Source organism: Halosimplex halophilum (assembly GCF_004698125.1).
GTDB classification, from domain to species: Archaea; Halobacteriota; Halobacteria; order Halobacteriales; family Haloarculaceae; genus Halosimplex; species Halosimplex halophilum.
This window is the reverse complement of sequence record NZ_ML214298.1, coordinates 453,716-468,913: the sequence shown is the minus strand read 5'-3', so window position 1 is coordinate 468,913 and position 15,198 is coordinate 453,716. Positions and strand designations below refer to the sequence as shown.

Annotated in this window: 18 protein-coding genes; 14 read left to right on the top strand and 4 right to left on the bottom strand. The window is 72.4% G+C overall.

Going from position 1 to position 15,198, the window contains the following annotated elements:
• Positions 1 to 105: 105 nt before the first annotated feature.
• From E3328_RS13345 to E3328_RS13325, 5 genes are read left to right on the top strand one after another with little or no spacing between them, the layout of a single operon-like run.
• The gene (locus tag E3328_RS13345; RefSeq protein WP_135365730.1) at positions 106 to 1,155 is read left to right on the top strand and encodes a metal ABC transporter substrate-binding protein; all 1,050 of its coding nucleotides are present in this window, start codon (positions 106 to 108) and stop codon (positions 1,153 to 1,155) included.
• Positions 1,152 to 2,060 carry a metal ABC transporter ATP-binding protein gene (locus E3328_RS13340; protein ID WP_135365127.1) on the top strand — a complete coding sequence of 303 codons (909 nt, stop codon included), beginning with the start codon at positions 1,152 to 1,154 and terminating at the stop codon, positions 2,058 to 2,060. The genes E3328_RS13345 and E3328_RS13340 overlap by 4 nt, the downstream gene beginning before the upstream one ends.
• Entirely contained in the window at positions 2,057 to 3,157 is a 1,101-nt protein-coding gene (locus E3328_RS13335) for a metal ABC transporter permease (protein WP_135365126.1), read from the top strand. Before E3328_RS13340 ends, E3328_RS13335 begins: the two co-directional genes overlap by 4 nt.
• A 55-nt stretch (positions 3,158 to 3,212) precedes the next feature.
• Positions 3,213 to 3,605, top strand: a complete 393-nt coding sequence (locus tag E3328_RS13330) for a fluoride efflux transporter FluC (RefSeq protein ID WP_135365125.1) — start codon at positions 3,213 to 3,215, stop codon at positions 3,603 to 3,605.
• Positions 3,593 to 3,949, top strand: a complete 357-nt coding sequence (locus tag E3328_RS13325; RefSeq protein WP_135365124.1) for a fluoride efflux transporter FluC — start codon at positions 3,593 to 3,595, stop codon at positions 3,947 to 3,949. Before E3328_RS13330 ends, E3328_RS13325 begins: the two co-directional genes overlap by 13 nt.
• Before the next feature lie 41 nt (positions 3,950 to 3,990).
• Here E3328_RS13325 and E3328_RS13320 read toward each other — a convergent pair whose 3' ends face one another.
• Positions 3,991 to 5,319, bottom strand: a complete 1,329-nt coding sequence (locus tag E3328_RS13320; RefSeq protein ID WP_135365123.1) for an outer membrane protein assembly factor BamB family protein — start codon at positions 5,317 to 5,319, stop codon at positions 3,991 to 3,993.
• Positions 5,320 to 5,514: 195 nt separating this feature from the next.
• Between E3328_RS13320 and E3328_RS22025 the strand changes: the two genes are divergently transcribed.
• From E3328_RS22025 to E3328_RS13305, 4 genes are all read left to right on the top strand, one after another.
• Positions 5,515 to 5,691, top strand: coding sequence for an HVO_0416 family zinc finger protein (locus tag E3328_RS22025; RefSeq protein ID WP_167837397.1), 177 nt, complete (start codon positions 5,515 to 5,517; stop codon positions 5,689 to 5,691).
• Between the two features lie 535 nt (positions 5,692 to 6,226).
• A complete protein-coding gene (locus tag E3328_RS13315) occupies positions 6,227 to 6,799 on the top strand; it encodes a cysteine hydrolase family protein (RefSeq protein WP_135365122.1) in 573 nt (190 codons plus the stop codon).
• Positions 6,799 to 7,341, top strand: coding sequence for a GNAT family N-acetyltransferase (locus E3328_RS13310; RefSeq protein ID WP_135365121.1), 543 nt, complete (start codon positions 6,799 to 6,801; stop codon positions 7,339 to 7,341). The genes E3328_RS13315 and E3328_RS13310 overlap by 1 nt, the downstream gene beginning before the upstream one ends.
• Positions 7,338 to 7,829 (top strand): DUF4385 family protein, encoded by a 492-nt coding sequence (locus E3328_RS13305; protein WP_246023013.1) that lies wholly within the window; start codon positions 7,338 to 7,340, stop codon positions 7,827 to 7,829. The genes E3328_RS13310 and E3328_RS13305 overlap by 4 nt, the downstream gene beginning before the upstream one ends.
• Positions 7,830 to 7,856: 27 nt before the next feature.
• Here E3328_RS13305 and E3328_RS13300 read toward each other — a convergent pair whose 3' ends face one another.
• The gene (locus E3328_RS13300; protein WP_135365120.1) at positions 7,857 to 8,777 is read right to left on the bottom strand and encodes a DUF8155 domain-containing protein; all 921 of its coding nucleotides are present in this window, start codon (positions 8,775 to 8,777) and stop codon (positions 7,857 to 7,859) included.
• A gap of 52 nt (positions 8,778 to 8,829) precedes the next feature.
• On the opposite strand from E3328_RS13300, the gene E3328_RS13295 reads away from it, so the two are divergent.
• From E3328_RS13295 to E3328_RS13285, 3 genes are all read left to right on the top strand, one after another.
• On the top strand, positions 8,830 to 9,294 hold the full coding sequence (locus E3328_RS13295) for a hypothetical protein (protein WP_135365119.1): 465 nt from the start codon (positions 8,830 to 8,832) through the stop codon (positions 9,292 to 9,294).
• Between the two features lie 43 nt (positions 9,295 to 9,337).
• Positions 9,338 to 10,036, top strand: coding sequence for a lipoyl protein ligase domain-containing protein (locus E3328_RS13290; protein WP_135365118.1), 699 nt, complete (start codon positions 9,338 to 9,340; stop codon positions 10,034 to 10,036).
• Between the two features lie 78 nt (positions 10,037 to 10,114).
• Positions 10,115 to 11,521 (top strand): dihydroorotase, encoded by a 1,407-nt coding sequence (locus E3328_RS13285; RefSeq protein ID WP_135365117.1) that lies wholly within the window; start codon positions 10,115 to 10,117, stop codon positions 11,519 to 11,521.
• 33 nt (positions 11,522 to 11,554) lie between these two features.
• Here the strand turns inward: E3328_RS13285 and E3328_RS13280 are convergent, their stop codons facing one another.
• Complete coding sequence (locus E3328_RS13280; RefSeq protein WP_135365116.1) at positions 11,555 to 11,950, bottom strand: hypothetical protein; 396 nt, start codon at positions 11,948 to 11,950, stop codon at positions 11,555 to 11,557.
• Between the two features lie 33 nt (positions 11,951 to 11,983).
• A complete protein-coding gene (locus tag E3328_RS13275; RefSeq protein ID WP_135365115.1) occupies positions 11,984 to 12,748 on the bottom strand; it encodes a DUF5806 family protein in 765 nt (254 codons plus the stop codon).
• A 131-nt stretch (positions 12,749 to 12,879) separates the two neighbouring features.
• Between E3328_RS13275 and E3328_RS13270 the strand changes: the two genes are divergently transcribed.
• On the top strand, positions 12,880 to 13,311 hold the full coding sequence (locus E3328_RS13270) for a hypothetical protein (protein ID WP_135365114.1): 432 nt from the start codon (positions 12,880 to 12,882) through the stop codon (positions 13,309 to 13,311).
• On the top strand, positions 13,311 to 14,027 hold the full coding sequence (locus tag E3328_RS22905; RefSeq protein WP_449404986.1) for a DUF7546 family protein: 717 nt from the start codon (positions 13,311 to 13,313) through the stop codon (positions 14,025 to 14,027). The genes E3328_RS13270 and E3328_RS22905 overlap by 1 nt, the downstream gene beginning before the upstream one ends.
• Positions 14,028 to 15,198: the final 1,171 nt, after the last annotated feature.

Here is a 15,198-nt window from a genome sequence, read left to right as displayed (position 1 = left end):
CGACCACAACCTATAAACGCTCGGTCGCTAAACTATGGATTAGACGGGTCTAATATTCGGATTTGGTGTCAAGCTATGTCATTCGATACAGACGACGGACGGACGATGACGCGGCGGGACGCGCTCCGCGCCGGCGGTGCGGCGGCGCTGGCGGGGCTGGGCGGCTGCACGGCCTTGCCGAGCGCGCCGGTCGAAGCCGGGAGCGACGGCGACGACGGGGGCGACCCGGTCGCCGTGGCGTCTTTCTTCAGCTTCTTCGACTTCGGCCGGCAGATCGCAGAGGGGACCCCGCTGACGGTGGAGAACCTCGTCCCGGCGGGGCTGCACGGTCACGGCTGGGAGCCAAACGCCAGCATCACCCGGCGCATCATCGAGGCGGACGCGTTCGTCCACGTCGGCGCGGAGTTCCAGCCGTGGGCCGACCGCGCCATCGAGACCATCGAGGGCGACGACGTTGACACGGCGCTGATCAACGTCCGGGAGGGGATCGAGCTGGTGGACCTCGCGGCGTCGCTGGACCGCGACGAGGAGGGCGTCGGCGCCCAGCGCGGGAAGGACCCCCACTTCTGGCTGGACCCGCGGCGCGCGAAGCAGTCCGTCGACAACATCGCCGAGGGGTTCGCGGAGATCGTCCCGGAGCACGCCGACGCCTTCCGCGAGAACGCGGAGACGTACAAGTCCGAGGTGCTCGACCGCATCGACGCGGACTACGAGGCCATCTTCGACCGGTCCGACCGCGACATCGTCCAGCTGGCCGCGCACAACGCCTTCCAGTACCTCGGTGTGCGCTACGGCGTCCAGATGCGGCCGCTGGTGACGAACCTCGCGGCCAGCGGCGACGTGAAGCCGGCCGACATCCGCGAGGCCGAGCGGGTCATCCGCGAGAACGACATCCGCTACGTCGCCAACGGCGTCTTCGAGTCCCAGCGCCCCGCACGGCAGCTCGTCCGCGAGACGGCGGTGGCGGCGTACTTCCCCGTGACGCCGTACGCCGGCGTCCGCGAGGAGTGGGTCGCGGAGAACTGGGGCTACGAGGAGATCGCGTACAACATCAACATGCCCACCTTCGAGATCGTCCTCGGCAACGAGACGCCGGAGGACGCGGCGCCGTCGGCCGAGTGGCTCGAACAGTGGCGGAACTTCGAACCGATATGAACGCACAGGACACCGGTTCCGGGAGCGGGACCGACGCGGACGAACGAACGACCCCCGGGACCGACGACGCGGCCGGCGAGCCGGTCGTCGACCTCGCGAACGTCACCTTCGGCTACACGGCGACGCCCGTAGTCGAGGACGTGTCGCTGACCGTCGAGGCGGGCGAGTACGTCGCGGTCGTGGGACCGAACGGCTCGGGCAAGTCGACGCTGATGGGGCTGATGCTCGGGCTGCTCGAACCGGACGCGGGCCGGGCCCGGCTGTTCGGCGACCGCGCCGACCGCTTCGACGACGGCGAGCGGATCGGGTACGTCGCCCAGCAGGCCAGCGCCGCGACCGGGATGCCCATCACCGTCCGCGAGGTGGTGAAGATGGGCCGGTTCCCCCACGTCGGGTTCGACCGGCTCCCGGAGGACAACCGGGAACTGCTCGACGGGCTGCGAGAGGGCCCGCTGGACACGGCCCGGGATGTCGCGAACGCCGTCTCCGGCCGGCTGTCCGGGGAGGACTGGGCCGTCGTCGACGACGCGCTCGCGACCGTCGGGATGAGCGGGTTCGCCGACCGCCGCATCACCGAGCTGTCGGGCGGCCAGCGCCAGCGCGCGTTCATCGCGCGGGCGCTGGCGGGCGAGGCCGACCTGCTCGTCTTAGACGAGCCGACCGTCGGCGTCGACGCCGAGTCGGTCGACGCCTTCTACGACCTGCTGGCGGCGCTGAACGCCGAGGGGATCACCGTCCTCCTCATCGAGCACGACCTCGGAGCGGTCGTCGAGCACGCCGACCGCGTCGTCTGCCTCAACCGCGAGGTGTACTTCGACGGTCCGACCGACGAGTTCGTCGACAGCGACGCGCTGGCCCGGGCGTTCGGCGCCGGCGCGCGGTCGCTCGCGGGGGTGTCCGAATGAGCGCGGACGTGGCGGCCACGCTCCTGACGGCCGTCCTCGCCGCCGCGGACCCGTCGGTGGTGATCCCGTCGGTGGCCCTCCCGCTCCAGAGCGGCCTGGGTGCAGTCGGCGAGCTCGTCTTCGCCGTCCTCCTGTGGGTCCTGGAACAGTGGTACTGGCTGATGGACTGGGTGTACTACTTCACGGGGCTGGAGATGCTGAACCCGCGCTACCGGTTCATGCACCGGGCGGTCCTCGTCGGGCTCTGCGTCGGCGTGATGGCGCCGCTCATCGGCACCTTCCTCGTCCACCGCCAGCTCGCGCTCATCGGCGACGCGCTGGCCCACACCGGGTTCGCCGGCGTCGCCGTCGGGCTGTTCCTCAACGCCGTCATCGACCTGGGGGTGTCGCCCTACCTCACCGCGGTCGTCGTGGCGATGATCGCCGCGCTCTGCATCGAACTCATCTCGGAGGTCACCGACGCCTACAACGACGTGTCGATGGCCATCGTCCTCTCGACGGGGTTCGCGCTGGGGACAACGCTGATCAGCCTCAACGCGGGCGGGCTCGCCGTCGGCGTCGACCAGTTCCTCTTCGGCAACCTCTCGACGGTCTCGCCCCAGAGCGCGGCGATCCTCCTCGTGCTGTTCGCCGTCATCGTCGGCACGGTGGCCGTCACGCGCAACCAGCTGCTGTACGTCACCTTCGACGAGACCGCGGCCGAGGTCTCGGGCATCCCCGTCAACTGGTACAACCGCGTGATGGTGATGCTGACGGCGATGGTCGTCGTCGGCGCGATGCAGATCATGGGCGTCATCCTCGTCGCGGCGATGCTCGTGGTGCCGGTCGCGGGCGCGACCCAGGTGTCCCGGAGCTTCTCGGAGTCGCTCGTGGTCTCGGTCGTCCTCGCGGAGCTGGCGGTGTTGCTGGGCATCGCCGCCGCCTACTACGGCGGCGTCACGGCCGGCGGAGTCATCGTCCTCTTCGCCGTGGCGATCTACGTCTGCGCCGTCGCCGTCGGCAAGCTCCAGTCGGCCCGCGGCGAGCGGACCGCCCCCGACATGGGGGCCATCGAGGCCGACGGCGCCGACATCGGGGCCCCGGCGGAGGACGACTGACCGGCGCGGCCCGAACGGAAACACACGAGTACGAGCGGCGGGTCGGTCCGGGCGAATGGCAGAGGACCGCGCGCCGACCCGGCTGGAGCCGCTCGCGCTCGTCGCCGTCGGCGGATTCGCGGGCGCGGCGCTGCGGTACGCGGTGGCGCTCGCGCTCCCCGGCGCCTTCCCCTGGGGGACCCTGGCCGCGAACGGGCTGGGGAGTCTCGCGCTGGGCGTCCTGCTGTACGAGCGCCGCTTCGCCGACGCCGTGAGCGCGGAGACGCGGCTGGTCGTCGGCACCGGCTTCCTCTCGTCGTTCACGACCTACAGCGCCTTCGCCGCCGAGACGACGGCGCTGGCCGGGACGGGCGGGCCGACGCTGGCGGCGGCGAACGTCGCCGCGAACTACGCGGTCGGGATCGCGGGCGTGCTCTGCGGTCGCCGGGTCGCGAGGTGGGTGTCGTGACTCCCCTCCTGTTCGTCGGTCTCGGCGGGGTCGCCGGCGCGCTCGCCCGTCACCTGCTCGGCGAGCGGGTCGACGCCCGCACCGGCGACACGCTGGCGGTGAACGTCCTCGGGAGCCTCGCGCTCGGCGCGGTGCTGGCGGCCCCGGTCGGCGAGGGCGCGGCGCTCGCGCTCGGGACCGGTTTCTGCGGGGCGTTCACGACGTTCTCGACGTTCGCCTTCGAGACGGTGCGGCTGTTCGAGACCGGCGAGCGCCGCCGGGCGCTGGCCAGCGCGGCGGTCAACCTGGGCGGCGCGCTCGCGGCCGTCTGGGTCGGGTCGACCGTCGCGGCGGCGGTGTGGTGACCGGTCGAAGCGGGACCGAAGAATTCCCGGACCGCCACGAGCTACTCGCTCAGCGCGTAGAGGACGCCGTCCTGGCTGGCGATGTAGACGCGGCCGCCGGCGACGATCGGCGCGGCCGTCTCGATGTTGTTGCCCGTGGCGAACGACCACTCCAGGTCGCCGGTGTCGGCGCTGAGGGCGTAGACGCTGTCGTCGCGGGAGCCGACGTAGACGGTGCCGTCGGCGACGACCGGCGGGGCGGTGACGCCGTCGTCCGGGTCGGTGAACCGCCACAGCTCCCGGCCGTCGTCCGCGTCGAAGGCGAACAGCGTCCCGCCGCGGGTGCCCGCGAACACCCGCTCGCCGGTCACCGCCGGCGTCGCGGCGAACGCGTCGCCCCGCGAGGTCTCCCACACGGTGTCGCCGCGGACGTTGACCTGCGCGATGGTGTTGCTCTCGCTGGTGACGAACAGCCGGCGCCGCCGGTGGGCGACGCCGTTGACGCTCCCGCCGAGGTCCACCGTCCACTCCAGGCTCCCCGAGGCGGTGACCGCGTACAGCTCGTGGTCGGCGCTGGGCGCGTAGACCACGCCGTCGGCGTAGACGGGCGAGGCGGTGATCGCGCCGTAGGTGTCCTGGTTCCACTCCTGGCCGCCGTCGAGGGCGTCGAACCGGTAGGCGCGGCTGCCGGTCGACCCGACGTAGACGGCCCGGCCGTCGACGACCGGCGCGGTGTAGTCCTCCGTCGACCCGGGGTCCCACTCCCAGAACACCGAGCCGTCGTCGACGTGCAGGGCGTAGAACACGCCGCCGGTCGTCCCGACGTAGACCAGTCCGCGGTCGACCGCCGCGGCGCTGGTGACCGGCCGGGCCGTGTCCCGCGACCACTTCGTCTCGCCCGTCACGGGGTCCAGCGCGTGGAACGACCCGGTGTTGTCGCCGGCTCCGCCCGCGCCGACGTACAGCGTCCCGTCGGCCAGGACCGGCGTCGCGTTCACGGAGTCCTGGTCGAACTCTTTCTGCCAGTCGACCGTGACGCCCTCGTGGGGCCCCGCGGCGTCGGGGTGGTGGCCCCAGTGCTCGCCGTTGCGCATGAACGCCGGCCACGACGCGAGGTCGGACCCGCCCGGCGTCGCCGTCGCCGTCCCCGTCGACGCCGGCGTCTCGGTCGGCGTCGCGGTCGCCTCCGGCGTCGCGGTCGGCGTGTCGCTCGGCGTCGGCGTCTCGCTCGGTGTCGTCGTCTCCAGCAGTGCGTCACTCGGCGTCTCCGTGGCCGAGTCCCCCGGTGTCGGCGTCCCGCCGCCGTCGGATCCGCAGCCGCTGAGCCCGACCGTCGACGCGCCCAGCACGGCCGCCAGGAACCGACGGCGGCTCGCCCGGTTCCGTGCCATGGCCGGTGTATCGGTCAACGGTGGTATATGTCCTTGGGTTCGTTCGATCCCCGTCCCACGACCGGATATCGCCCCAGAGAGCGTTTCTCCCCCGGAACCGTCCGGCCGCGCGATCCCGGGTCCGTCCCGCAGTTCGTGTGCAAAGGTTTCGCATACCAATAGACCTATATGGTGGTGTGGTATACCGTAGCATGTATGGCGTCCGCACCGAGCACCGACGACATGTTCGACGAGTTCCTGACCGACCGCGGACACGACGTCGAGGAGGCGGGCTGGGAGGAGAACTACAACAAGAAGCAGTGCCCCGACTGCGGGGGACTACACGACTCGGCCGCCACAGAGTGCTCGGTATGCGGCTGGTCGCCGGCGTAACGCCCGCGAAACACACTTCTCCGCGTTTCTCCCGCCCGTAGCGACCGCTCCCCGAGTTTCGCGCAGTAGCTGCCGGCGCGGTCGCGGTGCGGTCGGCGCGCGCTGGAGCGCGCGACCGTAGCCGCACGAGGTCTTCGCGAGCCTGCGATCGAAGGCTCGTCAGAGCGTTCTGACGGTGGATGAGCGAGTGAGCGAATCGGCTGGGGAGGCTCGTGGCTGTCTGCGGTGCTGTGCGGGGCGGTGCTGTCCCTGGCGGACTGAACGGGCGAGGCGCGCTCGCGTTCACTTCAGTCGCCTGAGCGGGCACTATCCGCGCGGGCGGTGCGGAGAGCGCGGATATCCCGCTCAGCGACCGCGAGCGCGCCGAGGGCTTTCACCGCTCACCGTCGAGTGCGGTCGTGATCACTGCTAGCGAGCGCGCCGAGGGCTTTCAGCGCACACCGTCGAGTGTGGTCGAATCGGGCGCGGTTGCGGTCCGCCCGGTATCGCGGTCCACCCAGCAGGGCTTTTGCTTCGGCCGTCCCAACGACCGCTCATGCGAGTCGACGCCGACAGCGCGGCGGTCGTCGTGGTGGACATGCAGAACGGCTTCTGCCACCCCGACGGCAGCCTCTACGCACCGGGCAGCGAGGCGGCCATCGACCCCGTGGGCGAGGCGGTCGCGAAGGCCCGCGAGGCGGGCGCCGCGGTCGTCTGGACCCGCGACGTACACCCGCCCGAGCAGTTCGAGGACGCCCACTACTACGACGAGTTCGAGCGCTGGGGCGAGCACGTCCTCGAAGACTCCTGGGAGGCGGAGATCGTCGAGGAACTCGACCCCGCCGACGAGGACCTGATCGTCGTGAAACACACGTACGACGCCTTCTACGAGACGCAACTGGAAGGGTGGCTGGACGCCCACGACATCGACGACCTGGTGATCTGCGGGACGCTGGCGAACGTCTGCGTGCTCCACACCGCCTCCAGCGCCGGGCTCCGGGACTACCGGCCCGTCCTCCTGGAGGACGCGGTGGGCTGCATCGAGGAGGACCACCGCGAGTACGCGCTGGAGCACGCCGACTTCCTGTTCGGCGAGGTGACGCCGCTCGACGACGTCGAGTTCGTCTGATGGACGGGGACCGTCCCGCCGGCGACGCGTCGTCGGCGACGCTCCGCCGCTACGAGCCCCGCGACCGCGACGCGGTCTGGGACCTCCACCGGACGGCGCTCCGGGCGGCCGGCTCGGATCCCGAGGACGTGCCCCACAGCGACGACATCCGTGACGTGAGGGGGAACTACCTCGACACCGGCGGGGAGTTCCTCGTGGTCGAGGTCGGCGGACGAGATCCGGGCGGCGACGCCGGCGGCGAGGTCGTCGCGATGGGCGGACTCGCCGTCGACGGGGAAGAGATCCCCGAGGGTGCGGGCGAACTCCTGCGGATCGCGGTCGCCCCGGACCGCCAGCGCGAGGGGTTCGGCGGCCAGATCGTCGCGGGGCTGGAGGACGCCGCCCGCGAGCGCGGGCTGGACCGCGTCTTCCTGTGGACCGCCCAGCGCCAGCGGTCGGCGGTCCGGTTCTACCGGGCGCGGGGCTACCAGGGCACCGACCACCGGACCGAGGGCGAGTACGAACTGCTCCGGTTCGAGAAGGCGCTGGGGGAGACCCGATGAGCGACCCCGTCCGCGGCGAGGTCTCCGAAGTGGCGGACGGCCCGGAGTACGACCTCGACTTCCGGGCCCACCCCGAGCGGTACCGCCACACGCCCGACGAGCGCGGCGCGTTCAAGATCGAGCCGTACAAGAGCGAACTCCTGCCCGAGTGGGGGATCGCGACGCTGGAAGAGGCCGAGGACGGCGCCGAAGCGATCTACGAACGATACCGGGAGTACCGCGAGACAGACGAGTTCGTCGGGATGGACATGGCTCGCAAGTACCTCCAGATGGGGTGGACGCGGGCGATGCGCTACGCGAAGTACCCCGGCGGGAACAAGTACCGGACCACCGACGACGGCGAACGCGTCGAGCGGGAGCCCGAGGAGTGGTACGACGCGGAGAAACGCGAGATAGCGCTGGTCTACCGGGAGTACCTCGACCGCGTCCGCGACGACGAGGCCTACGAGCGGGCGAAGCGGGAGCACCGCGAGCGATACGGGGACTGACCGACGAGGACTGACCAGCGGGGTCGATCACCGGCTGTCCGTCCGGATCTCGACTGTCACCTCGGTCCCGACCGGCAGGTCGATCCCCTCGCCGACGAGTTTGACGCCCGCGTGGTCGCGACCGAGCGCGAGCGCGATCCCCCGGACCGGCTCGCCGTTCGCCAGCACTGTCGGGTCGGTCCAGGTCACGTCCCGGCCGTCGGCGTGCCCGACGCGCTTGCCGCAGAGGAACGCGTCGGTGGTATCACCACGCCCGGCCTCGCCGGTCGCGTCGAGAGCGCGGAGCAGCCCGCCGCAGTCGTAGTGGGGGAGGCCGCCGTCGAGGACGCCCAGCGGCTCGCCCGCGGCGTCGGTCGCGACGAACCCGGCGAAGCGCTCGCCGGGCGCCGGATGGGCGGGCCGGTCGAGGACGGCGTAGGTCTCCCCGGCGGCGACCACGGTCCCGGTCCCGTCCCACCGGAGCGCGTCGACCGCCACGTCGGGGCCGAGTTCCAGGGGAAGCGACCCCGCGGCGCGGTGGTGGTCCGCGCCGTACTCGCGGAAGCCGAGGTGGAGGTGGTTGGCGACCCACGGCGCGAAGAAGCCGGCGCGGACGAGCCGCCCGAGCGAGTCGCCCACCGCGACGGAGTCGCCCGCCGACACCGCGGGCTCGACGTGCAGGAGTCGGGCGACGCGCTCCCCGGTGTCGACGAGGATCAGGTGGTCATCGTCGGCCGCGTAGGGCTGCGAGGGCGCCCGCACGGTCCGCGTCTCGACCACCTCGCCGGCCACGGGCGAGGGCGCGTCAACGGCGGGGCCATCCTCGGGGTTCGGCCGGAGGGCGTCGCCGTCGGCGTCGCCGGGGTAGAGGTCGACGGCGCAGCCGCGGTCGTGGGCGGCGAACGGGGAGTTGTAGAGGGTGACCCGCCGGAAGGGCGCGAGCGACCCGGCGGACAGCGTGACGGGCATCGGCGGCGGTTAGGGGAGAAGACACATGACAGTCGCGCTTCCACACTCGGCAATGGACCGGCGCACCACCGCCCTCGTGGCGGTCCTCCTCGGCGTGGGACTGATGGCGGTCCCGGCGCTCGCCCAGTTCCGGGCGCCCGACGGCGACCCGGTCAGCTTCCAGGTCTGGACCGACGAGCCGCCGCCGGAGAACGCGTCGTGGGACAGTCCGACGACGGTGAACGCCTCGGCGGTCCCCGACGCCGTCGTCGCGGAGATCCGGGAGGCCGGCGCCGGAGACGGAGGCGAGGCCGTTCAGACCCGCACGGCGGCGATCGACGAGACGCTGTACCCGGCGCTGGAGTCCTCGCCCGAGGCGGTCTACGTGCGCGACGGCCCGACGTGGTACCGTCTCAGCCGGATCCGGGGCACCGGCGGCTTCGTCGACGCTCCGCTGATTCTTGGAGGTGTCAGTTTCTTCGCCGGACTCGTGGTCACCGCTCTCGGCGGGTGGTACGGCGTCTTCGGCGGGGACTGAGAGGACCGTGATGGTTTTTCCGCGACCGCCCCCAGATGCCGCCATGCGCGTCTACTGCGACCGCGCCGACACCATAGAGGCCGACCGCGCGGTCTCGGAGCGGCTGGTCGAACGGGTCGCCGACGAGCGCGAACCCGCGGTCCGGGTATGGCGGCCCCACCGACAGGTCGCGTTCGGTCGCCGCGACGCCCGGGCGGAGGGGTACGACGAGGCCCGCGCGGTCGCCGCGGAACGGGGTTTCCCGGCGGTCGAGCGCGAGGTGGGCGGCCGCGCCGTCGCCTACACCGGGTCGACGGTCGCGTTCGCGCGGGTGCAGCCGGTCGCGGACCCGCGTTCGGGGTTGACCGAGCGCTACGACGCGGCGACGGCCGACCTGCTCGACGCCCTCGACTCGCTGGGCGTCGACGCCCGCGAGGGCGAACCCGCCGACTCCTTTTGCCCGGGCACTCACTCGGTCCAGGCCGACTGCGGCGGTCGGGCGCGGAAACTCGCCGGCCTGGCCCAGCGGGTGCGCGCCGACGCGGCCGTCGTCGCGGGCGTGCTCGTCGTCCGCGACCACGAAGCTATCGCGTCGGTGCTCGACCCGGTCTATGCGGCGCTGGACGTTCCCTTCGACCCGGAGACGGTCGGGAGCGTCGCGCGGGCGGGGGGCGAGGCCGACCCGGACGCGGTCGTCCGAGCGGTCGAGCGGGCGCTGGTCGGCGGCGAGCCGGCCCCGGCGTCGGTAGAACGGGTCGGCTGAGCCCGCTCCCCGTCGAATACGTGCCAGCGAGTTGTGGGAAACCGCGGGACTTAGGGTACCGGACGTTCGAGGTGAGGTATGCTGTTCCGGAACGCGACGCTCGCGGACGGCCGCCGGCGGGACGTCCGCGTGTCGGGCGAGACCATTGCGGCGGTCGGGGAGGACCTGGGCGGCCGGGAGGGCGAGCGGACGGTCGACGCGACCGGCAAGCGCCTGCTCCCGGGGATGATCGACGCGCACGTCCACTTCCGCGAGCCCGGCGACTCGCACAAGGAGGACTGGACGACGGGCTCGCGCAGCGCCGCCGCCGGCGGCGTGACGACCGTCGTCGACCAGCCCAACACCTCGCCGCCGACCGTCGACGGCGCCGCCTTCGACGAGAAGGCCGGCATCGCGGCCGACTCGCTGGTCGACTACGGCCTCAACGGCGGCGTCACCGCCGACTGGGACCCCGACTCGCTGCTCGACCGTCCGCTGTTCGCGCTCGGGGAGGTCTTCCTCGCCGACTCGACGGGCAACATGGGCATCGAGGAGCCCCTGTTCCTCGACGCGCTCGCCGAGGCCGACGCCCGCGACGTGACCGTCACCGTCCACGCCGAGGACGCGGGGCTGTTCAACGTCTCCGCGAGGGAACGCGAGGACGCCGACGCCTGGAGCGCCTACCGCACCGCCCGCGCCGAGGCCGCCGCCGTCGAGCGGGCCTGCGAGGTCGCCGCCGAGCGCGACACCACCATCCACGTCGCCCACACCTCCACGCCGAAGGGCATCGACATCGCGAAGGAGACGGGCATGACCTGCGAGGTCACGCCCCACCACATGTACCTCTCCCGCAGCGACCTGCGCGAGCTGGGCACCCACGGGCGGATGAACCCGCCGCTGCGCCGCGAGAAGCGCCGCCAGCGCGTCTACGACCGCGTCGTCGACGGGACCGTGGACATGATCGCGACCGACCACGCCCCCCACACCGCCGACGAGAAGGACGCCGACATCTGGGACGCCCCGTCGGGCGTCCCCGGCGTCGAGACCGCCCTCCCGCTCCTGCTGGCCGACGCCCGCACCGGCGACCTGACCTACGAGCGCGTCCGGGACCTGACCGCCGCCAACCCCGCCGACGTGTTCGACCTGCCCTCGAAGGGTCGAATCGCGGAGGGGATGGACGCCGACCTCGTGCTGGTCGACCCCGGCAAGACCCACCCGATCCGCGCCGACCGCCTGCACACGAAGTGCGACTGGACCCCCTTCGAGGACCGCGAGGCGGTCTTCCCCGAGCTGACGCTCGTTCGGGGGACCGTCGTCTACGAGCGCGAGGACGACCGCCCCGGCGGCGAGAGCGAGACCTTCGGTGACGCCGTCGGGCGGAACGTCCGGAGCGCCGGCGAGGCCACCGGCGACAGCCGGGGTCCGGCCGCGCGTAGCGGCGAGACGGAGTCCATCGCCGACCTGGCCGCCGAGGTCGTCGAGGAGCGCCCCGACGACGAGCGCTGACCGCTTCGAACGCCCCTCTCCCCGGGCCGCCGCTCAGACCGCCCGCTCACGCGCGGCGTCGAGCCGCGACTCCGGCACGGGCCGGACGACGCCGTAGACGACGCGGTAGGGGAGCAGGCCGGCGCCGATCCCGGTCATCGCGACCGCGACCGCGTCGACGACCGACAGCGCCGTCAGCGCGCCCGCTACGCCGACGACGGCCGCGAACCCGACGACGAGCGCGATCGCGAGCCCGCCGCGGTAGTAGGGGTCCCAGTCGGCCACGCGGTGCTCCTCGGCGTACATGAGCGCGACCGTCACCACGGCGGCGAGGGCCGCGAGCCACCAGCCGCTCCGCAGCCCCGCGAACCCGGTCGTGCCGAAGCCGTACCCGAGCCACAGCACGCCCAGTCCGCACTCGAGGAGGACCACACGTCGGGCGGCGTCCATATCCGGCGATCCGTCCGGCCGAGTGAAAAACGTTCAGTCGTCGTCGACGGCGTCGGCGGCGGTCGCCTCGAAGTGGTGGCCGCAGTCGGGACACTCCACCTCGTCGTGGCGCAGCGCCGCGGAGTGCTCTCGGACTTCGCGCATCACCTCCGATATCTCGTCTTCCGCTTCCAGTTCCTCCTCGACGGAGAGTTCGACGCCCTCCACCTCCAGCAGGAACTTCGCGACCTCGGTGGCCTCGTACATCACGTCGTCGAGCTCCTCGGCGGTGAAGAAGTCGCACATCGCCCCGTAGAGGAAGGTCGCGCCGGCCTTGCGGACCTTCTCCTCGAAGGACGCTCTCGCTTGATTGACCGCCTGGGGGGTGTAGGTGTCGGTCATGAACGGGACGAGTTCCGGGAGGTTCTCGCCGATCTTCGTCATCTCGACGCCGGTCTCGGTGCGGAAGTCGGCACAGAGCCGGGCGATTGCCCACTCGCGGGCCGTGATGTAGGTGCGCTCGCGCAGGAAGTCGTTGGCGCGGTCGTAGGTGCCGCCGTCGATCTTCTTGAAGCGGTCGTACTTGGCCACGTCCGGCGGCAGATCCGGGTCGGGCGCGTCCGCCGGTCCGGCGTCGCCCGCGTCCGGTGTGTCGATGTCGTCGGCGTCGCCCTCTCCGGACGCGTTCACGTCGTCGGGTTCGGGGTCGTCGGTCGGCTGTGCGTCGGCGGCCCGGTCCGGCGACTCGTCGACCCCCTCGGTCGACGCCGCGTCCGCGTCGCCCCCGTCGCCCTCGCCCGTTTCGGGTCCGTCGGTCATGGTCCCTTCTGTGTCGCCGCCCCGAAAAAGCGTGTCGGCGTCGCCGTCACACCGAAGGAGCGCCGTCCTCTCGGTCCCGGTACAAGAATAATTATAAACCTCGGCGGGGAAGTGGTGTGTAGACACGTACCATGGCCAACACGACCTATCTCGCGAGCATGGTGTTGATGGGGCTGCTCGGGGTCGGGGTCGTCCTGTTCGTCCTCCGGTCGCGGCGGTGGCGCCACTACGTCCCCCGGGTCGCCCGGGACGTGGCGGACGGCGAGCGGCCGGCCTCGGGGCTAGCGGGCCTCGCCGGGCGCACGAGCACGTGGACGGCCGCGTACGTCGTGCTCGTCGTCGGGTTCATGTTCGGCGCGATGGCCTACGCGAGCGGCGCGATCACCGGACCGGCGATCATCGGCGCGGTCGTCGCCCTGGTCGCGGGTTTCCTCGTCGCGGGCGTCTACTTCGCGATGCGGGAGAACGGCCGCCCGAGCGCGCAGGCGGCCGCCGGCGGCGCCGTGGCGACGGGGATGCTCGCCGTCGTCGCGATCACGATCGTACTCGTCACGACCGGCTGATGGCCCACTCGACCCGCCGAGCGCGCCCCTGGCCGACCGGCGCGGGACTGCTGGCCGCGGCCGTCGCGCTGGAGGGGGTCCTCCTCGCCGGCTACTTCCTCGCCACGCCGGGGACCGTCACGGTCCCGCGCTACGTCCTCTACCCGTTCGTCTGGATCAACGCCGTCCTCGTCGCCGCCTACCGCACCCCGATCCCCTCGGCCCCGCCGCGCCGGCACCTCCTCGCCGGCGCGCTCGCGGCCGGCTACTTCCTCGTCCTCGCCAACTGGGCCGGCCTGATCGGGTTGACCGTCGGCGGCCACCACCCGATCCCCGAGGGGATCCTCGGTGTGAGCGTCGGCTCCGGCTCGCCGGGCTGGGCCCGCGTCCGACTGATCACCCGGTCGTTCTACGTCTCCGTCGTCCCCTATCGCGTGATCGGCTACCTCGGGCTCACGTACCTCGTCTACGCCGCCGTCGTCGACGCCAGCGGCGTCGTCGCCTCGGGAACCCTGGGCTTCGTCTCCTGTCTGAGCTGTTCGGCCCCCATCTTCGCCTCCGCGGTCACGGGCGTCCTCGGCGGCTGGGTCACCCTCATGTCGACCGCCATCGCCTACTCGGTCGACATCTCGACGGTCGCCTTCCTCGCGTCGGTCGCGCTGTTGTACTGGCGACCGGGGTTCCCGTCGCTGGGACGTGACGGTAACGGAACCGGGTTAGCGACCGGGCCGGACTGAGCAGTCGAGAGGGACCGAGCAGTCGCCCGGACCCGTTCCCGCGCGTTGGCGGATCCGTCCGCACCGCAGGTCGCCCCGGCGGTCCGGTTGTCGACGAGCAGCGCGGTGCGGACCGAACACGCCCGGGTGGCCGGGCCGTCGGCGGGGAGGCGGAGCGTCGCGTTCGTCAGCGGGTGGTCGACCAGCAGCCGGATCCGCGCGGTGACCGTCGAGCGCTCGCCCCGGCGGACGTGGCGGGTGAACCACTCGTCGATGTTGTCGTTGTCCATCCTCGCGGCGACGGTCAGCGTCCGCGTCTCGCCCGGGCGGAGCACCTCCTCGGGGCCGAGGTTCCGGACGGAGAGGGCCTCCGCGTCGGTCTCGAACAGGCGGACGCCGTTGGCGTCGACCGACGCGCGGACGGCCGCGGGCGCGGCCGGGACCGGCACGTCGCCGGGGTTGCGGACCCGGAGGTGCAGCAGGAGCGTCGTCCGGTTCTCCGTCACGGTCCCCCACGTCGCCCGGCCGCGTTCGACCTCGTACCCGACGGTCAGCGACTCGCCGCCCAGTCCGAGCGAGCGGGCCAGCCGCGGCGCGCGCTCGCCGAAGTCGACCCGTCTTGTGTACCGCCCGCGGGTCCGGTCGACCGCCCCCGAGACGGCGTCGACGACCGGCCGCGACTCGGTCAGCATCGTCCGGTTGCGCTCGAACGTCCGCGAGACGGCCGGCGACGGCCCGACATCGGCGCGCACGGTCGCGTCGGCGGCGACCCGCAGCGTCTCGTTCGCGCGGACGTACGCCACCCACCACTCGGGGATCCGCTCGTTCCGGAGCGCCGTCCGGAAGCGCATCGTCGTGTTGCCCGGCGGCACCGCCAGCCCCGACTCGTCGCCGACCGCGACCGTGACGCCGTTGAACGCGATGTCGTACTCGGCGGTCAGTCCGGGCCCGAACGCCGTCCCGATCGGGTTCGGGTTGCGGACCCAGACGGTCGTGACCACCTCGGTCCGATCCTCGGTGACTTCCCCCCACTCGCCCGCGTCGACGACGCCGACCGAGGGCGCCCCGACGACGCCCAGCAGGTACAGCGCGACGACTGCGACGAGCGCCGCGACCATCGCGAGCGGGACGGCGGCGAGCCAGCGGCGTCCGCCCCCGTCGTCCGATCCGTCCGCCGAATCGCCGTCGAACA